This is a genomic window from Rhizobium sp. LC145, from assembly GCF_001005825.1.
In the GTDB taxonomy this organism is placed as follows: domain Bacteria; phylum Pseudomonadota; class Alphaproteobacteria; order Rhizobiales; family Rhizobiaceae; genus Neorhizobium.
The window spans coordinates 356,145-371,573 of record NZ_LBHV01000008.1; the positions used below are offsets into that span (position 1 = coordinate 356,145).

At 63.2% G+C, this 15,429-nt stretch carries 15 protein-coding genes and 1 pseudogene; 11 read left to right on the forward strand and 5 right to left on the reverse strand.

Annotated elements, in window-relative coordinates; all coding sequences use genetic code 11:
- Positions 1-2 precede the first annotated feature (2 nt).
- Complete coding sequence (locus YH62_RS21840) at positions 3-1,424, reverse strand: lipopolysaccharide biosynthesis protein (protein ID WP_280950073.1); 1,422 nt, start codon at positions 1,422-1,424, stop codon at positions 3-5.
- Positions 1,425-1,585: 161 nt separating this feature from the next.
- On the reverse strand, positions 1,586-4,300 hold the full coding sequence (secA, locus tag YH62_RS21845) for a preprotein translocase subunit SecA (RefSeq protein WP_046796374.1): 2,715 nt from the start codon (positions 4,298-4,300) through the stop codon (positions 1,586-1,588).
- Between the two features lie 246 nt (positions 4,301-4,546).
- On the opposite strand from secA, the gene YH62_RS21850 reads away from it, so the two are divergent.
- The 6 genes from YH62_RS21850 to YH62_RS21875 all read left to right on the forward strand — a co-directional run bounded on the left by YH62_RS21850 (position 4,547) and on the right by YH62_RS21875 (position 8,579).
- Entirely contained in the window at positions 4,547-5,422 is an 876-nt protein-coding gene (locus YH62_RS21850; protein ID WP_046796375.1) for a peptidylprolyl isomerase, read from the forward strand.
- A gap of 59 nt (positions 5,423-5,481) precedes the next feature.
- Positions 5,482-6,723: a bifunctional glutamate N-acetyltransferase/amino-acid acetyltransferase ArgJ gene (gene argJ, locus YH62_RS21855; protein ID WP_046796376.1), complete on the forward strand. Its 1,242-nt coding sequence runs from the start codon at positions 5,482-5,484 to the stop codon at positions 6,721-6,723.
- A gap of 6 nt (positions 6,724-6,729) precedes the next feature.
- Entirely contained in the window at positions 6,730-7,503 is a 774-nt protein-coding gene (locus YH62_RS21860; RefSeq protein WP_082118449.1) for a GNAT family N-acetyltransferase, read from the forward strand.
- Positions 7,504-7,505: 2 nt separating this feature from the next.
- On the forward strand, positions 7,506-7,919 hold the full coding sequence (gene mutT, locus YH62_RS21865) for an 8-oxo-dGTP diphosphatase MutT (RefSeq protein ID WP_046796378.1): 414 nt from the start codon (positions 7,506-7,508) through the stop codon (positions 7,917-7,919).
- A 106-nt stretch (positions 7,920-8,025) separates the two neighbouring features.
- Positions 8,026-8,343 (forward strand): hypothetical protein, encoded by a 318-nt coding sequence (locus YH62_RS21870; protein WP_046796379.1) that lies wholly within the window; start codon positions 8,026-8,028, stop codon positions 8,341-8,343.
- Between the two features lie 62 nt (positions 8,344-8,405).
- Complete coding sequence (locus YH62_RS21875) at positions 8,406-8,579, forward strand: Flp family type IVb pilin (RefSeq protein ID WP_046796380.1); 174 nt, start codon at positions 8,406-8,408, stop codon at positions 8,577-8,579.
- Positions 8,580-8,585: 6 nt separating this feature from the next.
- Here the strand turns inward: YH62_RS21875 and YH62_RS21880 are convergent, their stop codons facing one another.
- Positions 8,586-9,470, reverse strand: coding sequence for a methyltransferase domain-containing protein (locus YH62_RS21880; protein WP_046796381.1), 885 nt, complete (start codon positions 9,468-9,470; stop codon positions 8,586-8,588).
- Positions 9,471-9,589: 119 nt separating this feature from the next.
- Here YH62_RS21880 and YH62_RS21885 point away from each other — a divergent pair.
- The 4 genes and pseudogenes from YH62_RS21885 to YH62_RS21900 all read left to right on the forward strand — a co-directional run bounded on the left by YH62_RS21885 (position 9,590) and on the right by YH62_RS21900 (position 11,913).
- Positions 9,590-10,305: pseudogene (locus YH62_RS21885) on the forward strand (ComF family protein).
- 58 nt (positions 10,306-10,363) lie between these two features.
- Positions 10,364-10,621: a glutaredoxin 3 gene (gene grxC / locus YH62_RS21890; RefSeq protein ID WP_046796382.1), complete on the forward strand. Its 258-nt coding sequence runs from the start codon at positions 10,364-10,366 to the stop codon at positions 10,619-10,621.
- Between the two features lie 12 nt (positions 10,622-10,633).
- Positions 10,634-11,488, forward strand: coding sequence for a carbon-nitrogen hydrolase family protein (locus YH62_RS21895; protein WP_046796383.1), 855 nt, complete (start codon positions 10,634-10,636; stop codon positions 11,486-11,488).
- A complete protein-coding gene (locus YH62_RS21900; RefSeq protein WP_046796384.1) occupies positions 11,485-11,913 on the forward strand; it encodes a DUF1178 family protein in 429 nt (142 codons plus the stop codon). The genes YH62_RS21895 and YH62_RS21900 overlap by 4 nt, the downstream gene beginning before the upstream one ends.
- Before the next feature lie 116 nt (positions 11,914-12,029).
- On the opposite strand, the gene ubiG is transcribed toward YH62_RS21900, so the two are convergent.
- Both ubiG and YH62_RS21910 read right to left on the reverse strand, forming a co-directional pair.
- Entirely contained in the window at positions 12,030-12,776 is a 747-nt protein-coding gene (gene ubiG / locus YH62_RS21905) for a bifunctional 2-polyprenyl-6-hydroxyphenol methylase/3-demethylubiquinol 3-O-methyltransferase UbiG (protein ID WP_046796437.1), read from the reverse strand.
- A 52-nt stretch (positions 12,777-12,828) separates the two neighbouring features.
- Positions 12,829-13,233 (reverse strand): hypothetical protein, encoded by a 405-nt coding sequence (locus tag YH62_RS21910; RefSeq protein WP_137326711.1) that lies wholly within the window; start codon positions 13,231-13,233, stop codon positions 12,829-12,831.
- A 1,270-nt stretch (positions 13,234-14,503) separates the two neighbouring features.
- Between YH62_RS21910 and YH62_RS21920 the strand changes: the two genes are divergently transcribed.
- Entirely contained in the window at positions 14,504-15,340 is an 837-nt protein-coding gene (locus tag YH62_RS21920; protein ID WP_082118450.1) for an SH3 domain-containing protein, read from the forward strand.
- Positions 15,341-15,429 lie beyond the last annotated feature (89 nt).

The window sequence follows — 15,429 nt, forward strand, 5'->3', positions numbered from 1 at the left end:
GGTCATCTTGCCTTTGAGGGTGCGGCGGCGAGCGGCGCGGCAAAGGCGAAGAGCACGATGCCAAGCGTCCGGCGGACCGCGATATGCAGAAGAACCGCCTCGATCATCATGGCCAGCGCGGTTGCCATTGCAGCGCCCGTGAGGCCGAAGCGGGGGATGAGGGCGATGTTGAGGCCGATATTGATCGCGAGAATGGCCGCGTAGAGCGCCACGCAGAGTTTCTGCCGGTCGGCCATGCTCAGGAGAACCTCTCCGGGGCCGACCATCGCCTTGGCGAGGATGCCCGCAAACAATATGGCCATCAGGCCGTAGCCGGCGGTAAACGCCGGGCCGAAGAGCGACAGCAGCACCTCGCCCAGCGCCAGAACGACGAGCCCGACGCCGAGCGCCGGCCAGAAACTCCAGCGCGCCGCCTGGCTGGCGAAGGCCGCAAGCGAGGGCATGTCGCCCTCGGCGATGATGGCTGAAAAACGCGGACCTACCGCGGCCTTGATGGCGAAGGAGACGAACTGCACCAGAACGATGGTCTTTGCCGCCGCGTAGTAGATCGCCACCTGGTCCGGGGGCAGGTAGAAACCCACGACCACCACGTCGGCATTGGTGAGCAGGAAGCCGATGCCGTCCACCATGAAGACGGGAAGCGAATAGCGGAACCAGGTGCCCGCCTCGATCTGCAGGCCTCCAGGGCCGTATTCCCGCCGCAGCCGTCTCCGCATGCGAAGGAATTGGGTGAGCGTCGTCACATAGGTGGCGGCGAGTGCGGCCTCCATGGCGGTGGCGGCGGTCTGTGGCGCCCCCATCCAGAGTGCCGCCAGCATGAAGGCGAGGATCAGCGCCGGCCGGATGAGATAGGTCGGGCTGAGCGCGGTGATCGTCCAGCCGCTCGCCCTCGCGGTGCCGTCCAGCACGTCGCCGAGCGCGATCATCGGCAGCGTGAAGAGCGCCAGGAAGACCGGCACCGTCCAATAGGCTTCGATCGTGTCGCCGAAGAAGCGCAGGAAGAGAAAACCGAGGAAGGCAAGCGTGGTTGCCGAAATCATCGCGAAGATGCGGACGCTGACATGGAGCCCGCGAATGGCGTCGAATTCGCCGCGCGCCTTGTGGTGCGGCAGGAAGCGGATGACCGATGTGTGGAAGCCGAGGCAGGAGAGATTGCCGGCGAGCACCACCAGAACCCAGACGAAGGCGAAGATGCCGTATTCGAACTCGCCCATCAGCCGGGCCAGCACGATCTGCGAGATGAAGGCGATCGCGGCGCTCAGGATGCGGATGACGAAGGCGGTCAGCGCGCGACGCTGGGCGCGGGCGTTTTCGCTGTCTTCGGCAAGCGTGGCGGCGAGCTTGCGGGCAAGCGGCAACAGCCGGGCACGCAGACCTGGCGGCAGCAATCTTTCCGCTGTCTCGATGACCGCCATGATGGGCAACGCAAAACTCGAATACGCAAGGGACAATCGGAAGGAATTGTTGCCACGGCAGAGTTAAGAAAGGGTGTTGTGGCGCATCCGGAGTTTAGGAAACGAGCTCTTTCCAAAAGCAAAACGCCGCCCGTTGGGCGGCGTCGCATCGTCATGCCGGGCGATGAATCTCAGACCTGCTCGAAGGCCCCATGGCAATGCTTGTACTTCTTGCCGGAACCGCAGGGGCAGGGCTCGTTGCGGCCGACCTTGCCCCAGGTGGCGGGATCTTCCGGCGTCCGGTCCGGCGCCATGGCGAGGACATTCTGGCCGCCGAAGCCAGCCATTTCGTCCTCGCCTGTCGTCGGATCGAAGTGATGCGCCTCCATGACCTGCGGCGGCTCGGGCGAGGGCGGAGCCTCGCGCACCAGCTCGACGCGCATGATCTGCGCCGTCACCGCTTCGCGGAGGTTGGCGAGCAGGGCCTGGAAGAGTTCGAAGGCCTCCGCCTTGTATTCCTGCAGCGGGTCGCGCTGGGCATAGCCGCGGAAGCCGATGACGGAGCGCAGGTGGTCGAGATTGACGATATGCTCGCGCCACAGATGGTCGAGCGTCTGCAGCACGACCGAGCGCTCGACATAGGTCATGATCCCGGGACCGAAGCGCTCGCGCCGGTCGGCGGCTGCCTTTTCCACCGCCTCGGTGATGCGCTCGCGGATATCTTCCTCGCCGATGCCCTCTTCCTGCACCCAATCCTCGATCGGCAGATCGAGGTTGAGGAGGCGCTGGACATCTTCCCTGAGACCGACCGCATTCCACTGCTCGGCATAGGCGCGCTCGGGGATATGCTTGGTGACGAGAACCTCGATCACCTCGCTGCGCATGTCCTCGATCGTTTCCGATACGTCCTCGGCATCCATCATCTCGATGCGCTGCTCGAAGATCACCTTGCGCTGGTCGTTGGTGACGTCGTCGTATTTCAAGAGGTTCTTGCGGATGTCGAAGTTGCGGGCCTCGACCTTCTTTTGCGCCCGTTCGAGCGCCTTGTTGATCCAGGGGTGGACGATCGACTCGCCTTCCTTGAGACCGAGCTTCTGCAGCATGCCGTCCATGCGGTCGGAGCCGAAGATACGCATCAGGTCGTCCTGGAGCGACAGGTAGAATTTCGAGCGGCCCGGATCGCCCTGGCGGCCGGAGCGGCCGCGCAGCTGGTTGTCGATGCGGCGGCTTTCGTGGCGTTCGGTGGCGATCACGTAGAGACCGCCGGCGGCAAGCGCCTTTTCCTTGAGGCTCTTCACCTCTTCGCGGATGGCGGCTTCCTTGGCGGTGCGTTCCGCCTCGTCCTCGATGCCTTCGAGATCACGCTCGAGACGCATGTCGATATTGCCGCCGAGCTGGATGTCGGTACCGCGGCCGGCCATGTTGGTGGCGATGGTGACGGCACCCGGCACGCCGGCCTGGGAGACGATATAGGCTTCCTGCTCGTGATAGCGTGCGTTCAGCACCTGGAACTTGTCGAAGCCCGATTTGCGCAGCATATCGGCGAGCAGTTCCGATTTCTCGATGGATGTGGTGCCGACCAGCACCGGCTGGCCGCGCTCGTGCGCATCCTTGATCTCGGCGATGATCGCCTTGTACTTCTCGTCGAAGGTCCGATAGACCTCGTCGTCCTCGTCGATGCGCTGGATCGGCAGGTTGGTCGGCACTTCGACTACTTCCAGCCTGTAGATGTTGCTGAATTCCTCCGCTTCCGTCGAGGCCGTGCCGGTCATGCCGGCGAGCTTTTCGTACATGCGGAAATAGTTCTGGAAGGTGATCGAGGCGAGCGTCTGGTTCTCGGGCTGGATCTGCACCTTTTCCTTGGCTTCCAACGCCTGGTGCTGGCCTTCGGAATAGCGGCGGCCCGGCATCATGCGGCCGGTGAACTCGTCGATGATGACGATCTCGCCGTTGCGGACGATGTAGTCCTTGTCGCGGGTGAAGAGCTTGTGGGCCTTCAGCGCGTTGTTGATGTGGTGAACGATCGCGACGTTCTCGACGTCGTAGAGCGATTCGCCCTTCAGGAGCCCGGCCTGACGCAGCAGGTTTTCGAGCTTCTCCGTTCCCTCTTCCGAGAAGTTGGCGGAGCGCTGCTTTTCGTCGATCTCGTAGTCGGCTTCGTCCAGCATCGGAATGAAGGCGTCGATCGTATTGTAGAGATCGGAGCGGTCGTCGAGCGGGCCGGAAATGATGAGCGGCGTGCGCGCCTCGTCGACCAGGATGGAATCCACTTCGTCGACGATCGCGTAATTGTGGCCGCGCTGGACCATCTGCGACCGCTCGTACTTCATGTTGTCGCGAAGATAGTCGAAGCCGAGCTCGTTATTGGTCGCGTAGGTGATGTCGCAGGCATAGGCCGCGCGGCGCTCGTCGTCGTTGAGACCGTGGACGATGACGCCGGTGGTGAGCCCGAGGAAGCCGTAGAGCTTGCCCATCGTGCCGGCGTCGCGGCTGGCCAGATAGTCGTTGACGGTCACCACGTGAACGCCCTTGCCGGCGAGCGCGTTCAGGTAGACCGGAAGGGTAGCCACCAGGGTCTTGCCTTCACCCGTCTTCATTTCGGCAATGGAGCCTTCATGCAGGATCATGCCGCCGGTAAGCTGCACGTCGAAGGGACGCATTCCGAGAACGCGGCGCGAGGCTTCGCGCACCACGGCGAAGGCCGGTATCAGGATATCGTCGAGCGTCTTGCCCTCGGCCAGCAACTGCCGGAACTCGCCGGTCTGGGCTGCCAGCTGCTGATCGGTGAGAGCCTTCGTCTTCTCCTCGATGGCATTGATCGCATCGATCTTGGAGCGGTAGGAGCGGACGCGGCGATCATTCGCCGAACCAAACAATTTGCGGGCTATGCCGCCGAAGCTGACCATACGAATGGTCCTTTCTCAAGATGTCTGCCTAAGACTCGCGGGCTTGCGGCATCACGGTTCTTTGTCCTCAAAACCCCGTGCGTGGCCCGGAAACTCTTCTGGACGCAAAGTTGCGTGACAGATAAGAGGGGGGTCGAATTATGTCAACGGTGACGGCTGATACACAATGGCCACAATCCGGTGTTTGTGAGGGTTTCCGGCCGGAATCGGGTATTCGATGCCGGCGTCTATCGAAAGGTTGAATCGATGTTGCGCAACAAATTTCTCGCAACGGCCGCGCTTGTCGTGGCAGTCTCGTTCCAGGCTCCGGTCTTCGCTCAGGAAGATGCGGTCGTTGCAAAGGTCGGCGATCTGGAGATCCGCCAGTCGGAGCTCGATCTTGCCGTGCAGAACCTCGATCCGCAGCTCCAGCAGTTGCCTGACGACCAGAAGCGCGTCGCCGCGCTGTCAGGTGCGATCGACGTGAAGCTGCTCGCCAAGGGCGCCATCGACGAAGGCATGAAGGATACCGAGGACTTCAAGCAGCGCATGGCCTATATCGAGGCCCGCGAACTGCACAATTCCTACTTCCGCAAGCATGTCGTGGATGCCGTGACGCCTGAAGAGGTCAAGGCCCGTTACGACAAGGAAGTCGCCGCCATGCCGAAGCAGGAGGAGGTGCATGCCCGCCATATCCTGGTGAAGACCGAGGATGAGGCGAAGGCGGTCATCGCCGAACTCGACGGCGGCAAGGATTTCGCGGAAGTCGCCAAGGAGAAATCCCAGGATTCCAACAAGGACGACGGCGGCGATCTCGGCTGGTTCACCAAGGGCCGCATGGTTCCCGAGTTCGAGGAAGCGGCCTTCACGCTGGAAAAGGGCGCCTATACCAAGACCCCGGTAAAGTCGCAGTTCGGCTTCCACGTCATCAAGCTCGAAGACCGCCGCGACGTGCAGCCGCCGGCGCTGGATCAGGTTCAGGACCAGGTCAAGCAGCTCGTGATGCGCGACAAGTACCTGGCTGTGATCGAGAAGGCCAAGGGCGAGGAGAAGGTCGAGATCGTCGACGAGGCGCTCCGCAAGGGCTACGAGGACGCCAACAAGGCGCCGGAAGCCGGCCAAGAGCCTGCGCCGCAGCAGTAACATTCAGTTGAGGGCCCGGTTTTCCGGGCCCTTCCACGTTCAGCCCGGGTTGCTATCAGATGTCCGTCTCCGTTTCCCCCCTTGCCCCGAAGTCCTATCCCGAGATGCCGGCGCTGCGCGGCGTTCGCATGGCGACCGCCGCTGCCGGCATCAAATACAAGAACCGCACGGACGTGCTTTTGATGGTCTTCGACAAGCCGGCCTCGGTGGCCGGCGTCTTCACCCGTTCCAAGTGCCCTTCGGCGCCGGTGGATTTCTGCCGCGCCAATCTGTCGCATGGGGTGGCGCGCGCCGTGGTCGTCAATTCCGGTAATGCGAACGCCTTCACCGGCCTGAAGGGACGGGCAGCGACGGCGCTGACCGCGAAATCGGCCGCCGAGGCCGTCGGCTGTGCCGAGAACGAGATCTATCTCGCCTCGACCGGCGTCATCGGTGAGCCGCTCGATGCCTCCAAGTTCGCAGGCGTGCTGGGTGACATGAACACCTCGGCGACGGGCGATTTCTGGCAGGAAGCCGCCAAGGCCATCATGACTACCGACACCTATCCGAAGGTCGCTACCCGCACCGCCGAGATCGGCGGCGTGAAGGTGACGATCAACGGCATCGCCAAGGGCGCCGGCATGATTGCTCCCGACATGGCGACCATGCTCTCCTTCGTGGTGACGGATGCGGATATCGCATCGCCCGTGCTGCAATCCCTGCTGTCCGCCGGCGTGGAGCCGAGCTTCAATTCGATGACCGTCGACAGCGACACGTCGACTTCCGACACGCTGATGCTGTTTGCGACTGGTGCCGCCGCCGCGGATGGCCAGAAGCGTATCGAGGACGCGGACGATCCGGCGCTTGCCGGCTTCCGGGCGGCTCTTAACGATCTTCTGAAAGCGCTGGCAATCCAGGTTGCCCGGGACGGTGAAGGCGCGACGAAGATGCTGGAAATCACGGTGACCGGGGCCGAGAGCAATGCGGCGGCAAAGACCATCGCGCTGTCGATCGCCAATTCGCCCCTGGTCAAGACCGCCGCCGCCGGCGAAGACGCCAATTGGGGCCGCATCGTCATGGCCGTCGGCAAGGCCGGCGAAGCCGCCGATCGCGACCGCCTGGCGATCTGGTTCGGCGATGTCCGCGTTGCCCTCAACGGCGAGCGCGATCCGGACTATTCCGAGAACGCTGCGTCGGACGTCATGAAGAAGCAGGATATTCCGGTGAGGGTGGATCTCGGTCTTGGAAACGGCACGGCAACCGTCTGGACCTGCGACCTCACGAAGGAATATGTCGCCATCAACGGCGATTACCGGAGCTGAGGCGTGATGCAGGCATTTTCCCCGCGCAGCGATCTGCCTCTCGTCAGGCGCCTCGAGGCCGTCGGCTTCCGTGCCTGGCCGGCCGCCTCGGTCGCCTATGACGGAAGCTGGCAGATACGCCTCACCGGCGGGCATCCCTCCAAGCGTCTGAACTGCGTCGTGCCGCTCGATCCTTCCGACTGTCGCGACATGGAATTGCGGCTGGAAAAGGCGCGCCAGCGCTTCGAGGCCTATGGCCGGCCGCTGATCGTACGCGAGACGCCGCTCGCACCGCGGCCGCTCATCGAGATGATGGAGAGAAACGGCTGGCAGGCTTTCGAAACGGTCAACGTGCTGACCGCCGACCTCACGAAAATCGATCTTCCCGATACGGTCCATCTCCTGCCCGGCCACAATGTCGGCCGCTTCGTGGATGCGAGCCTTGTCGTGACCGGCGAGGATGCCTCGCTGAAACCGGCGCTTGCGGAAATCCTGAATGCCATCAAGCCGGCAAGCGGCCTCTTCGTTGTCGAGGACCCGGAGACGGGACCGGTTGCGGCGACGCTCTGCGTGCAGGACAACGATCTCGCCGGCATCGTCTCGTTTGCCGTGAAGCCGGAGCGCCGGCGGGAGGGGATCGGCACCGACATGCTCTCCTCGGCGCTGCGCTGGGCGCGGGTCAGCGGTGCGCGCATGGCCTGGCTGCAGGTCGTCGATACCAACGAGCCGGCGCTGGCGCTCTACCGCAAGCTCGGCTTCCGCCATGCCTATGATTATCGCTATTGGCGCAGGGAGGCCTGAGAGTGAGCGAAGGTTCGAAGAAGCTTCTGCTTGTCGCCGCCTGCGCCCTCGTGGATGCCGACGGGCGCATCCTGCTCGCCCAGCGGCCCGAGGGCAAAACGCTCGCCGGCCTCTGGGAATTTCCGGGCGGCAAGGTCGAGCCGGGCGAAACGCCGGAAGAAACCCTGATCCGGGAACTCAACGAGGAACTCGGCATCACGACCAAGGCTGCCTGCCTCGCGCCGCTCACCTTTGCCAGCCACACTTACGAAACCTTCCATCTGCTGATGCCGCTCTATGTCTGCCGGCGGTTCGAGGGCGTGCCGGTCGGACGGGAAGGCCAGGCTATCAAATGGGTGCGGGCCAAGGCGCTTCGCGACTACCCCATGCCTCCGGCCGACGAGCCGTTGATCCCCATTCTCCAGGATCTCCTATAATTCAAATTAGACGGGCCGAATTCATTCCGTATTAACCGTTCATTTAGCCCGGCATGATAGGCCGGATCTCATCAGGGCAGTATTTGCGTGACGGGGCTTTGAGAGAATGGATGAGGAATTCTGGAAGACTGTGCGTGTCCGGCAGCGGGCGACGTACAGGTCCGGTATGACCGGTGCGCTCAATGCCGCACTTCTATTCGGCACGGCTGCAATCGCCCTCTCGCTGATCATCACACCCATGCTTTCGGACCGAACGGACGGGCGGCGGCTTGCCCATGTCCAGGAGGAATTCGACCGGATCACCACCGGCTCGATACAGCCCGACAAGGGTATCAAGCATTACACCATCCGGCGCAGCGTCCTGCAGGAAACGCCGGGTTCCATCTGCATCGTCAAGGGCTACGGCGCGGACGGCGATTGTTGAAACGGCGAAACGTTCCGCATTCGATGCGATCGGGCGGAAGGCAACGGGAATAAGAGCAATCCATGCGTCTCCTTCGATCCTTCCTACGCGACAGCCATGGAGCGAGCGCCGTCGAATATGGGCTAATCGCGGCGATCATCGGCGGCGCCCTCATCCTGGGGCTCGGCGCTTTTTCCGAGGCGTTGCAGAACACCTTTTCGACCGTCGAAAACAACATCGCAAAGCCGATCGACTAAGCGCCTTCATTCGATCTGCGGCTTGCTCGCATCGCGAAGGGCATCGGCGAGCCGCGCCTTTGCCGAACCCGGTTTCAGCGGCTTCTGCTGGCTTTCATGCGGCGCCCAGCCCGAGGCGTAGATGATCGAGAAGGTCGCACGGATGCGGCCGTCCGGATCGGAATAGCGTTCGGCATAGAGTTCCGCGGCTCTCAAGAAGAACCGCCGTGTGACCGGCGTTCTGCTGCGGCCGGCAAGCGGGTTGGTCATGCCCATGGCGCGCAGGTCGCGCATCAGGGGAAACAGGGAATCGTAGCGGACCGTATAGGTTTCCGCATCGACCACCGGCAGCGCGAAACCGGCGCGCTGCAGGAGCCCGCCCATATCGCGGACATCGGCAAAGGGAATGACGCGCGGGCTTGCTCCGCCGCTCAACTCCGCTTCGGCTGCAAGCAGGACATCCCGCAATTCGGCGAGCGTGCCTGCGCCGGGGATCGCCGCGAGAAAGAGGCCGTCCGGCTTCAGCGCGCGGCGGATGCGGATCAGCGTTCCCGGCGTGTCGTTGGTCAGATGCAGCGCCAGAGGCGAGAGCACGAGATTGACGGATTCGGGGGCAAGCGGCACGTCGTCCAATCCCGCTTCCCGCACTTCCTCGCCGGGAGCGGCGAATATCCCGCTGGTTTCGATCCGGCTCATGCTGCCGATCTTGCCGGTCGCCAGGCTTTGCCTTGCCGCGACACCCGTGCCGCCGTGGAGTTCCACGGCCTCTTCGAAACGGCGCTCCACGACGGCGAGGCGCTCGGCCAATTCGCGGGCGGCGATTTCCAGCAGGAAGCCTGCCGCAGCACCGTTACGGGCGAATGCCCTTTCGCGACGGCGGGCGGCCAGGTGCTGATCGAAAAGTATTTCCATATGACGTCGCCTTCATTTCTCCGTTCGCAAAGGCGCTTCGGCTTCGCTAATGTCAAGACATGTCCGCCGAGCAGACCCCTTCCGCTGCGTCAATTCTAGCATCCCTCGCGGGAGGGTGGATGAAGTCGCTCGGCGACCTCGTCTATCCGCCGACCTGCCTCGGCTGCGGCATCCGGACGGGGCGGCATGCCGCCTTCTGCGGAGGGTGCTGGTCGCAAATCCGTTTCATCGAGCGGCCCTATTGCGATCGCCTGGGCCTGCCGTTCTCCTACGATCCCGGACCCGGCATGCTTTCGGCCCAGGCGATCGCCGAGCCGCCGGTGTTCGACCGGCTGCGCTCGGTGGCGATCCACGAGGGGGCAGCCCGCAATCTCGTGCACTCCCGAAATATCGCGACCGCACCAACCTGGCGCCGATGATGGCCGAATGGATGCTGAGAGCCTCCGACGGCCATGTCGCCAACTGCGACGGCATCGTTCCGGTTCCCCTGCACCGGCTGCGCTTCGCGCTTCGAAAATTCAACCAGGCGGCCGAGCTCGGGCGGCATATCGCCCATCTCTCGGGCAAGCCCTTTCTGCCGGAAGCGCTCGCCAGGGTGAAGCGCACGAGCCGGCAGGTGGGGCTGACCGCGCGGGGCCGGGAGGACAATGTCCGCGGCGCCTTCGCAACCCCTTCGGGCCGGGAGGGGGAGGTTTTCGGCAAGCGCCTCATACTGGTGGACGATGTCTATACCACCGGGGCCACCGTCTCTGCCGCCACGCGCGCGCTGAAGAAGGCGGGAGCCGCGGAGGTCACGGTTTTGACCTTTGCAATGGCTGTCGCCGGGCCTATATGACAATCAAGACAATTTCGCGCGGCCCCGCTTCCGCTCCCGGCCGTGCCTGGAGACATTCATGGCAGATGTGACCATTTATACCCGCCAGTTCTGCGGCTATTGCACCCGCGCCAAAGCCCTGCTTGAATCAAAGGGCATCGACTATGTCGAGCACGACGCGACCTACTCGCAGGAGCTCCGCCAGGAGATGATCGGCAAGGCGAACGGACGTTCGACCTTTCCGCAAATCTTCATCGACGGCCAGCATGTGGGCGGCTGCGACGATCTTCATGCACTCGACCGGGCCGGCAAGCTCGATCCGATGCTGGCGAATTGAGGGAAGTTAGGAATGGCATTCAAGGCTGCAGCGATCCAGATGTGCTCCGGCGTCGATCCGGAGAAGAACGCCGCCGACATGGCCCGCCTCGTGCGGGATGCCGCGGCGCAAGGTGCGGTCTATGTGCAGACGCCGGAAATGACCGGTGCTGTGCAGAAGGATCGCGCCGGGCTTCGTGCGGTGTTGAAGGACGAGGCGAACGACATCGTCGTTTCGACCGCCCGCAGCCTCGCCAGCGAACTCGGCATCCATGTGCATGTCGGCTCGACGGCGATTGCGCTCGACGACGGGAAGATCGCCAATCGCGGCTTCCTCTTCGCGCCCGGCGGCAGCCGGATCTGCACCTATGACAAGATCCACATGTTCGACGTCGATCTCGACAACGGCGAGAGCTGGCGCGAAAGCGCCGTCTATCGGCCCGGCGAGGAAGCGCGGGTGGCCGAGCTGCCCTTCGCCAGGCTCGGCTTCGCAATCTGCTACGACGTGCGCTTCCCCTCGCTGTTCCGGACCGAGGCGGTTGCCGGGGCGGAGGTGCTGACCGTTCCCGCCGCCTTCACCCGCCAGACGGGCGAGGCGCATTGGGAAGTGCTGCTGCGCGCCCGCGCCATCGAGAACGGCGCCTTCCTGATCGCCGCCGCGCAAGCCGGGCTGCATGAAGACGGCCGCGAAACATTCGGCCATTCGATGATCGTCGATCCCTGGGGCAAGGTGCTGGCATCCGCCGGCGGTTCCGGCGAAGCGGTGGTGATCGCCGAGATCGACGTCGCCGAAGTAAAGGCTGCCCGGGGCAAGATCCCGAACCTGAAGAACGCGCGCGAGTTCACGCTCGACACCGTTGCGCCGGCAGCCGGAGGAGTTGCCGCTTGATCCGCTATTCACTGTCCTGCGAGAACGCCCACACTTTCGAAGGCTGGTTTTCGACCAGCGCGGACTTCGACGGGCAGGTGGCGAGCGGCTTTCTGACCTGCCCGGTCTGCAATTCCGCCTCGATCTCCAAGACCCTGATGGCGCCATCCGTTTCGACCGCGCGCAAGAAAGAAGAAAAGCAGGCGGTGGCGATGGACATGGCGCGCGCCGAGGCCGAGGCCAGGCTGAAGGCTGCTGTCGCCGCCATCAAGGCCAATGCCGAGGATGTCGGCGACAAGTTCCCGGAAGAGGCGCGCAAGATCCATTACGGCGAAGCGGACGCTCGCGGCATCATCGGCCAGGCGAGCTTCGGCGAGGTGCGCGATCTCCTCGAGGAGGGCATCGAGGTGGCGCCGCTGCCGGTGCTGCCCGAGGATGCGAACTGAGCGCATCCCGATACGGAACTCATTTCAAAGAACCCGAAGGGCTGGACGGATAATGTCCGGCCCTTCATGCATTTACCGGGAGTGTAGCAGGAGATCGAAGGGCGGGGATGCCGAAATCACCCCGGCCTTTTCGCCAGCAGCATATAGTTCACGTCCATGTCGGAGGAGAGGTTCCAGCGGTCCTGCAGGGGATTGAAGAAGACGCCTGTGCGGTGGATGATTTCCATGCCGCTTGCGGCAAGCGGCCTTTCCAGCTCCTCCGGACGGACCAGCTTTTCGTACTGGTGCGTACCCTTGGGCAGCCAGCGCAGGATGTTTTCCGCCGCGAAGATGGCGAGCGCGCCGGCCTTGAAGGTGCGGTTGATGGTGGCGACGAACATCAGCCCGCCGGGGCGCACCATTTTCGCGCAGGTGGACATGAAGAAATCCACATCCGCGACGTGCTCGACGACTTCCATGTTGAGGACGACGTCGAAGGTCTCGCCGGCTTCGGCAAGCTGTTCGGCAGTCACGGCGCGATAATCGACCACTGTTCCCGTCTCGGCCGCATGGGTGGAGGCAATCCCGATGTTCTTTTCCGAAGGATCGGCGCCGACGACGGTGGCGCCCATGCGCGCGACGGGCTCAGACAAGAGGCCGCCGCCGCAGCCGATGTCGAGCACACGCAAACCGGCGAGCGGCAGGTGGCTCTTGGGGTCTTTGCCGAAATTCTCCGAGACGCGGTCGCGGATATAGGCGAGCCGCACGGGATTGAACTTGTGCAGCGGCTTGAACTTGCCGGTCGGATCCCACCATTCCGCCGCCATGGCGGAAAACCGGTCCACTTCGCTCTGGTCTATGGTGCTGCGGGCGGTCTCGGTCATGGTCGTCATTCCCTCGTTTCAGCGTTTGAAGTCGGATGATCGGAAGGGGAAGTCAAGAGTGCTTCTTGGGCAAGCGCCGTCTTGACGCAGCCTCGACGCAGGCCAGGATCAAATCCATTTTCGGGATGTCCAGCTTTATCTGCAGAAGGTCTGCCATGAGTTTTTTGTAGATATCGAAAACCCATGGCTTCTGGTTTGCGATACAGACGGGGAGATCGGCGCAGGCCTTGCCGCTGAGGCCGATTTCCCGCTGAGCGCGGACAGCCAATGCCTGGTGCGGCGAAGGCTGCATCGGACCACCGCACACGCGCCGGCGGCGGCAGGAGCGCAGACGGCACAGATCATTGCTGATGCACATGAGTGACGAAGCAGCGCGGGAGAGTTCTTCGTGCTGTTCGGCCCGAAGCTTTTCGTAGTCGCTGAAGTCCCTATGTTCAGTCGATGTTTTTGTTCTCAAGACATACTCCTCCCTTGCCCTCGGATCGCGCTTCGCTTGTCCGAGGATGACGAGTAGGCAGACTCGTCCCTTGGCGATCTCGGTTTCTTTCTTTCGTCATCCTCGGATGATCCTCGGGTTTAACCCGAGGACGAGGATTGGCCGGGACACGTCGTGTGCCTCGTATTTGTATTTTATGGTGACACGCGACGTGTCCCGTTCGGTGTATTTTTCCGCGCAACTCCGGTCCCTCTGCGGCGGCCCATATGTTGTTGATTATTAGCCGGGCCGGGTTGTGTGCGACACACGCACGCCCCGCCATTTCTCAGGCGAGAGGGAGACCATTTTCTGCGCAGCCCCTGACAACCCGCCTGCATCAACGGCGGATCGAAAGGGCACCGGCCCCATCTCGCCGGCGATGCTTAACCGGTGCAGCCGAAACAGGACTAGGACAGTATGAGGCAAAGTTGGAGAGCGGGGATGAAGAATGATTTAAGTTATTGAAACATTGCGAAAGATGCACCGGATCATCCCCCACTTGAACGGAGAGAACGGCTTGTTTGTGCGGTAGATCCTCGGGACAAGCCCGAGGATGACGAACCTTGAGGTTCTGCAAAAGGTGCCAAACTCGAGGTCGTGCCTTGGGGTACACCCAGCAGTACCGCTCTCGGTGTGGTCTCCAGTGATCCTGGCCTCAGTGATACCGTCCTCGGCGGCTGATCGGGGCACCCTTGCTCGAACCTTCTCTTTCGTCATCCTCGGGCTTGTCCCGAGGATCCAAGCACAAACAACAATCATGAGACGGCAATGGTCCTCTCCGTGGCAAACTCCCTCCGATCTTCCTCGTCAGAGGGAGATGCCGTCGGAGATGACGGAGGGATAACAGCTCCGCAAAATCAGCCTGTGTGTGTCGAGGCACCCCCTCTGCCCTGCCGGGCATCTCCCCCTCAAGGGGGGATCGATATACCGCGCTGCCGCCGTTCACCCTCGCCCCGGGGAGAGGGTGCGCCGAGCGAAGCGGAGGCGGGGGTGAGAGACACGCAAATGAACGCCGGCCCCGATTAAAATCGACCGTATGGAAGGGCAAGTCTTGTTGCCGATGCCGGCGAGTGGAAGGGGTTTCTGTCGCGAATGAAGAGCTTGAATGCCGCCCGAACGCTTTATTCATGATCCATTCAGCACTCATCCGGAACAATCAAGCGATCTCGGGCATTTAACGTGCCGGATCAACCCGTCTCGCGATGAGAAGGGCGTATCGAACAAGAACATCGTTCCTTCAGGAGGACATCCCTTGAAACGCATAATGATGAGTGCCGCGGCTTTCTGCGCCCTGCTCGTGGCGCCGTCGATCGCGGACGCAGCAGTCAGGGGCTTTGCGACGGCCAACGTCAACATGCGCTCCGGACCCAGCACCGGCTATCCCGCCGTCACCGTCATCCCGGTGGGCGCGCCCGTCACCATCAATGGCTGCATGAGCAGCGTCAACTGGTGCGACGTTTCCTTCGTCGGCGGCCGCGGCTGGGTTTCCGGCCGCTACGTGCAGGCGGAATACCGCTCCGACCGCGTCTATATCGGGCCGGAATACTACCGTCCGCTCGGCATCCCGATGGTCACCTTCGACGTGGATACCTATTGGGGCCGCTACTATCGCGACCGCGATTTCTACCGCGACCGCGACCGCTGGCGCCGGTATAGCGGCGGCGACTGGGATCGCGGGCCGGATCGCCGCCCGCCTCCACCCCCGCCGCCGCGCTGGGAGCGCGACCGTGACCGGGATCGCTGGGATCGCGACCGGGAGTGGGATCGCGACAGAACCCGCGAAGAGTGGCGTGACCGCGATCGCGATCGTGATCGCGACCGGTCCCGCGAGGAATGGCAGCGTGACCGCGAGCGGCAACGCGAGGACATGAACCGCGACCGTGATCGCCAGCGCGAAGAGATGAATCGTGAGCGCGAGAGAGATCGCGAGCGGGCCCAGCAGCGCGAGCGCGAAAGGGATCGTGATCGTGACCGGGACCGCGCCAGGGAGCGGGATCGCGGCGATGCTCTCAGGGGCAGCGGCATGGTTCCCGGTGCCCGCGGTGGCCTCTGCGCAGCAAACGACCAGCGCTGCATCAACGGCGACTGAGCGCTTCCAGATATCCAAGGACGGCGGCGGGGCTTCTGGGCTCCGCCGCCTCATGTTTTTCATGCCAATGCAGGGCCCTGTGGTGTGGG

Coding starts and splice junctions, on each gene's coding strand:
- secA (WP_046796374.1), bottom strand. CDS start 4,300: ATGGTCAGCTTCGGCGGCATAGCCCGCAAATTGTTTGGTTCGGCGAAT.
- YH62_RS21850 (WP_046796375.1), top strand. CDS start 4,547: ATGTTGCGCAACAAATTTCTCGCAACGGCCGCGCTTGTCGTGGCAGTC.
- argJ (WP_046796376.1), top strand. CDS start 5,482: ATGTCCGTCTCCGTTTCCCCCCTTGCCCCGAAGTCCTATCCCGAGATG.
- YH62_RS21860 (WP_082118449.1), top strand. CDS start 6,730: ATGCAGGCATTTTCCCCGCGCAGCGATCTGCCTCTCGTCAGGCGCCTC.
- YH62_RS21870 (WP_046796379.1), top strand. CDS start 8,026: ATGGATGAGGAATTCTGGAAGACTGTGCGTGTCCGGCAGCGGGCGACG.
- YH62_RS21875 (WP_046796380.1), top strand. CDS start 8,406: ATGCGTCTCCTTCGATCCTTCCTACGCGACAGCCATGGAGCGAGCGCC.
- YH62_RS21880 (WP_046796381.1), bottom strand. CDS start 9,470: ATGGAAATACTTTTCGATCAGCACCTGGCCGCCCGCCGTCGCGAAAGG.
- grxC (WP_046796382.1), top strand. CDS start 10,364: ATGGCAGATGTGACCATTTATACCCGCCAGTTCTGCGGCTATTGCACC.
- YH62_RS21895 (WP_046796383.1), top strand. CDS start 10,634: ATGGCATTCAAGGCTGCAGCGATCCAGATGTGCTCCGGCGTCGATCCG.
- ubiG (WP_046796437.1), bottom strand. CDS start 12,776: ATGACCGAGACCGCCCGCAGCACCATAGACCAGAGCGAAGTGGACCGG.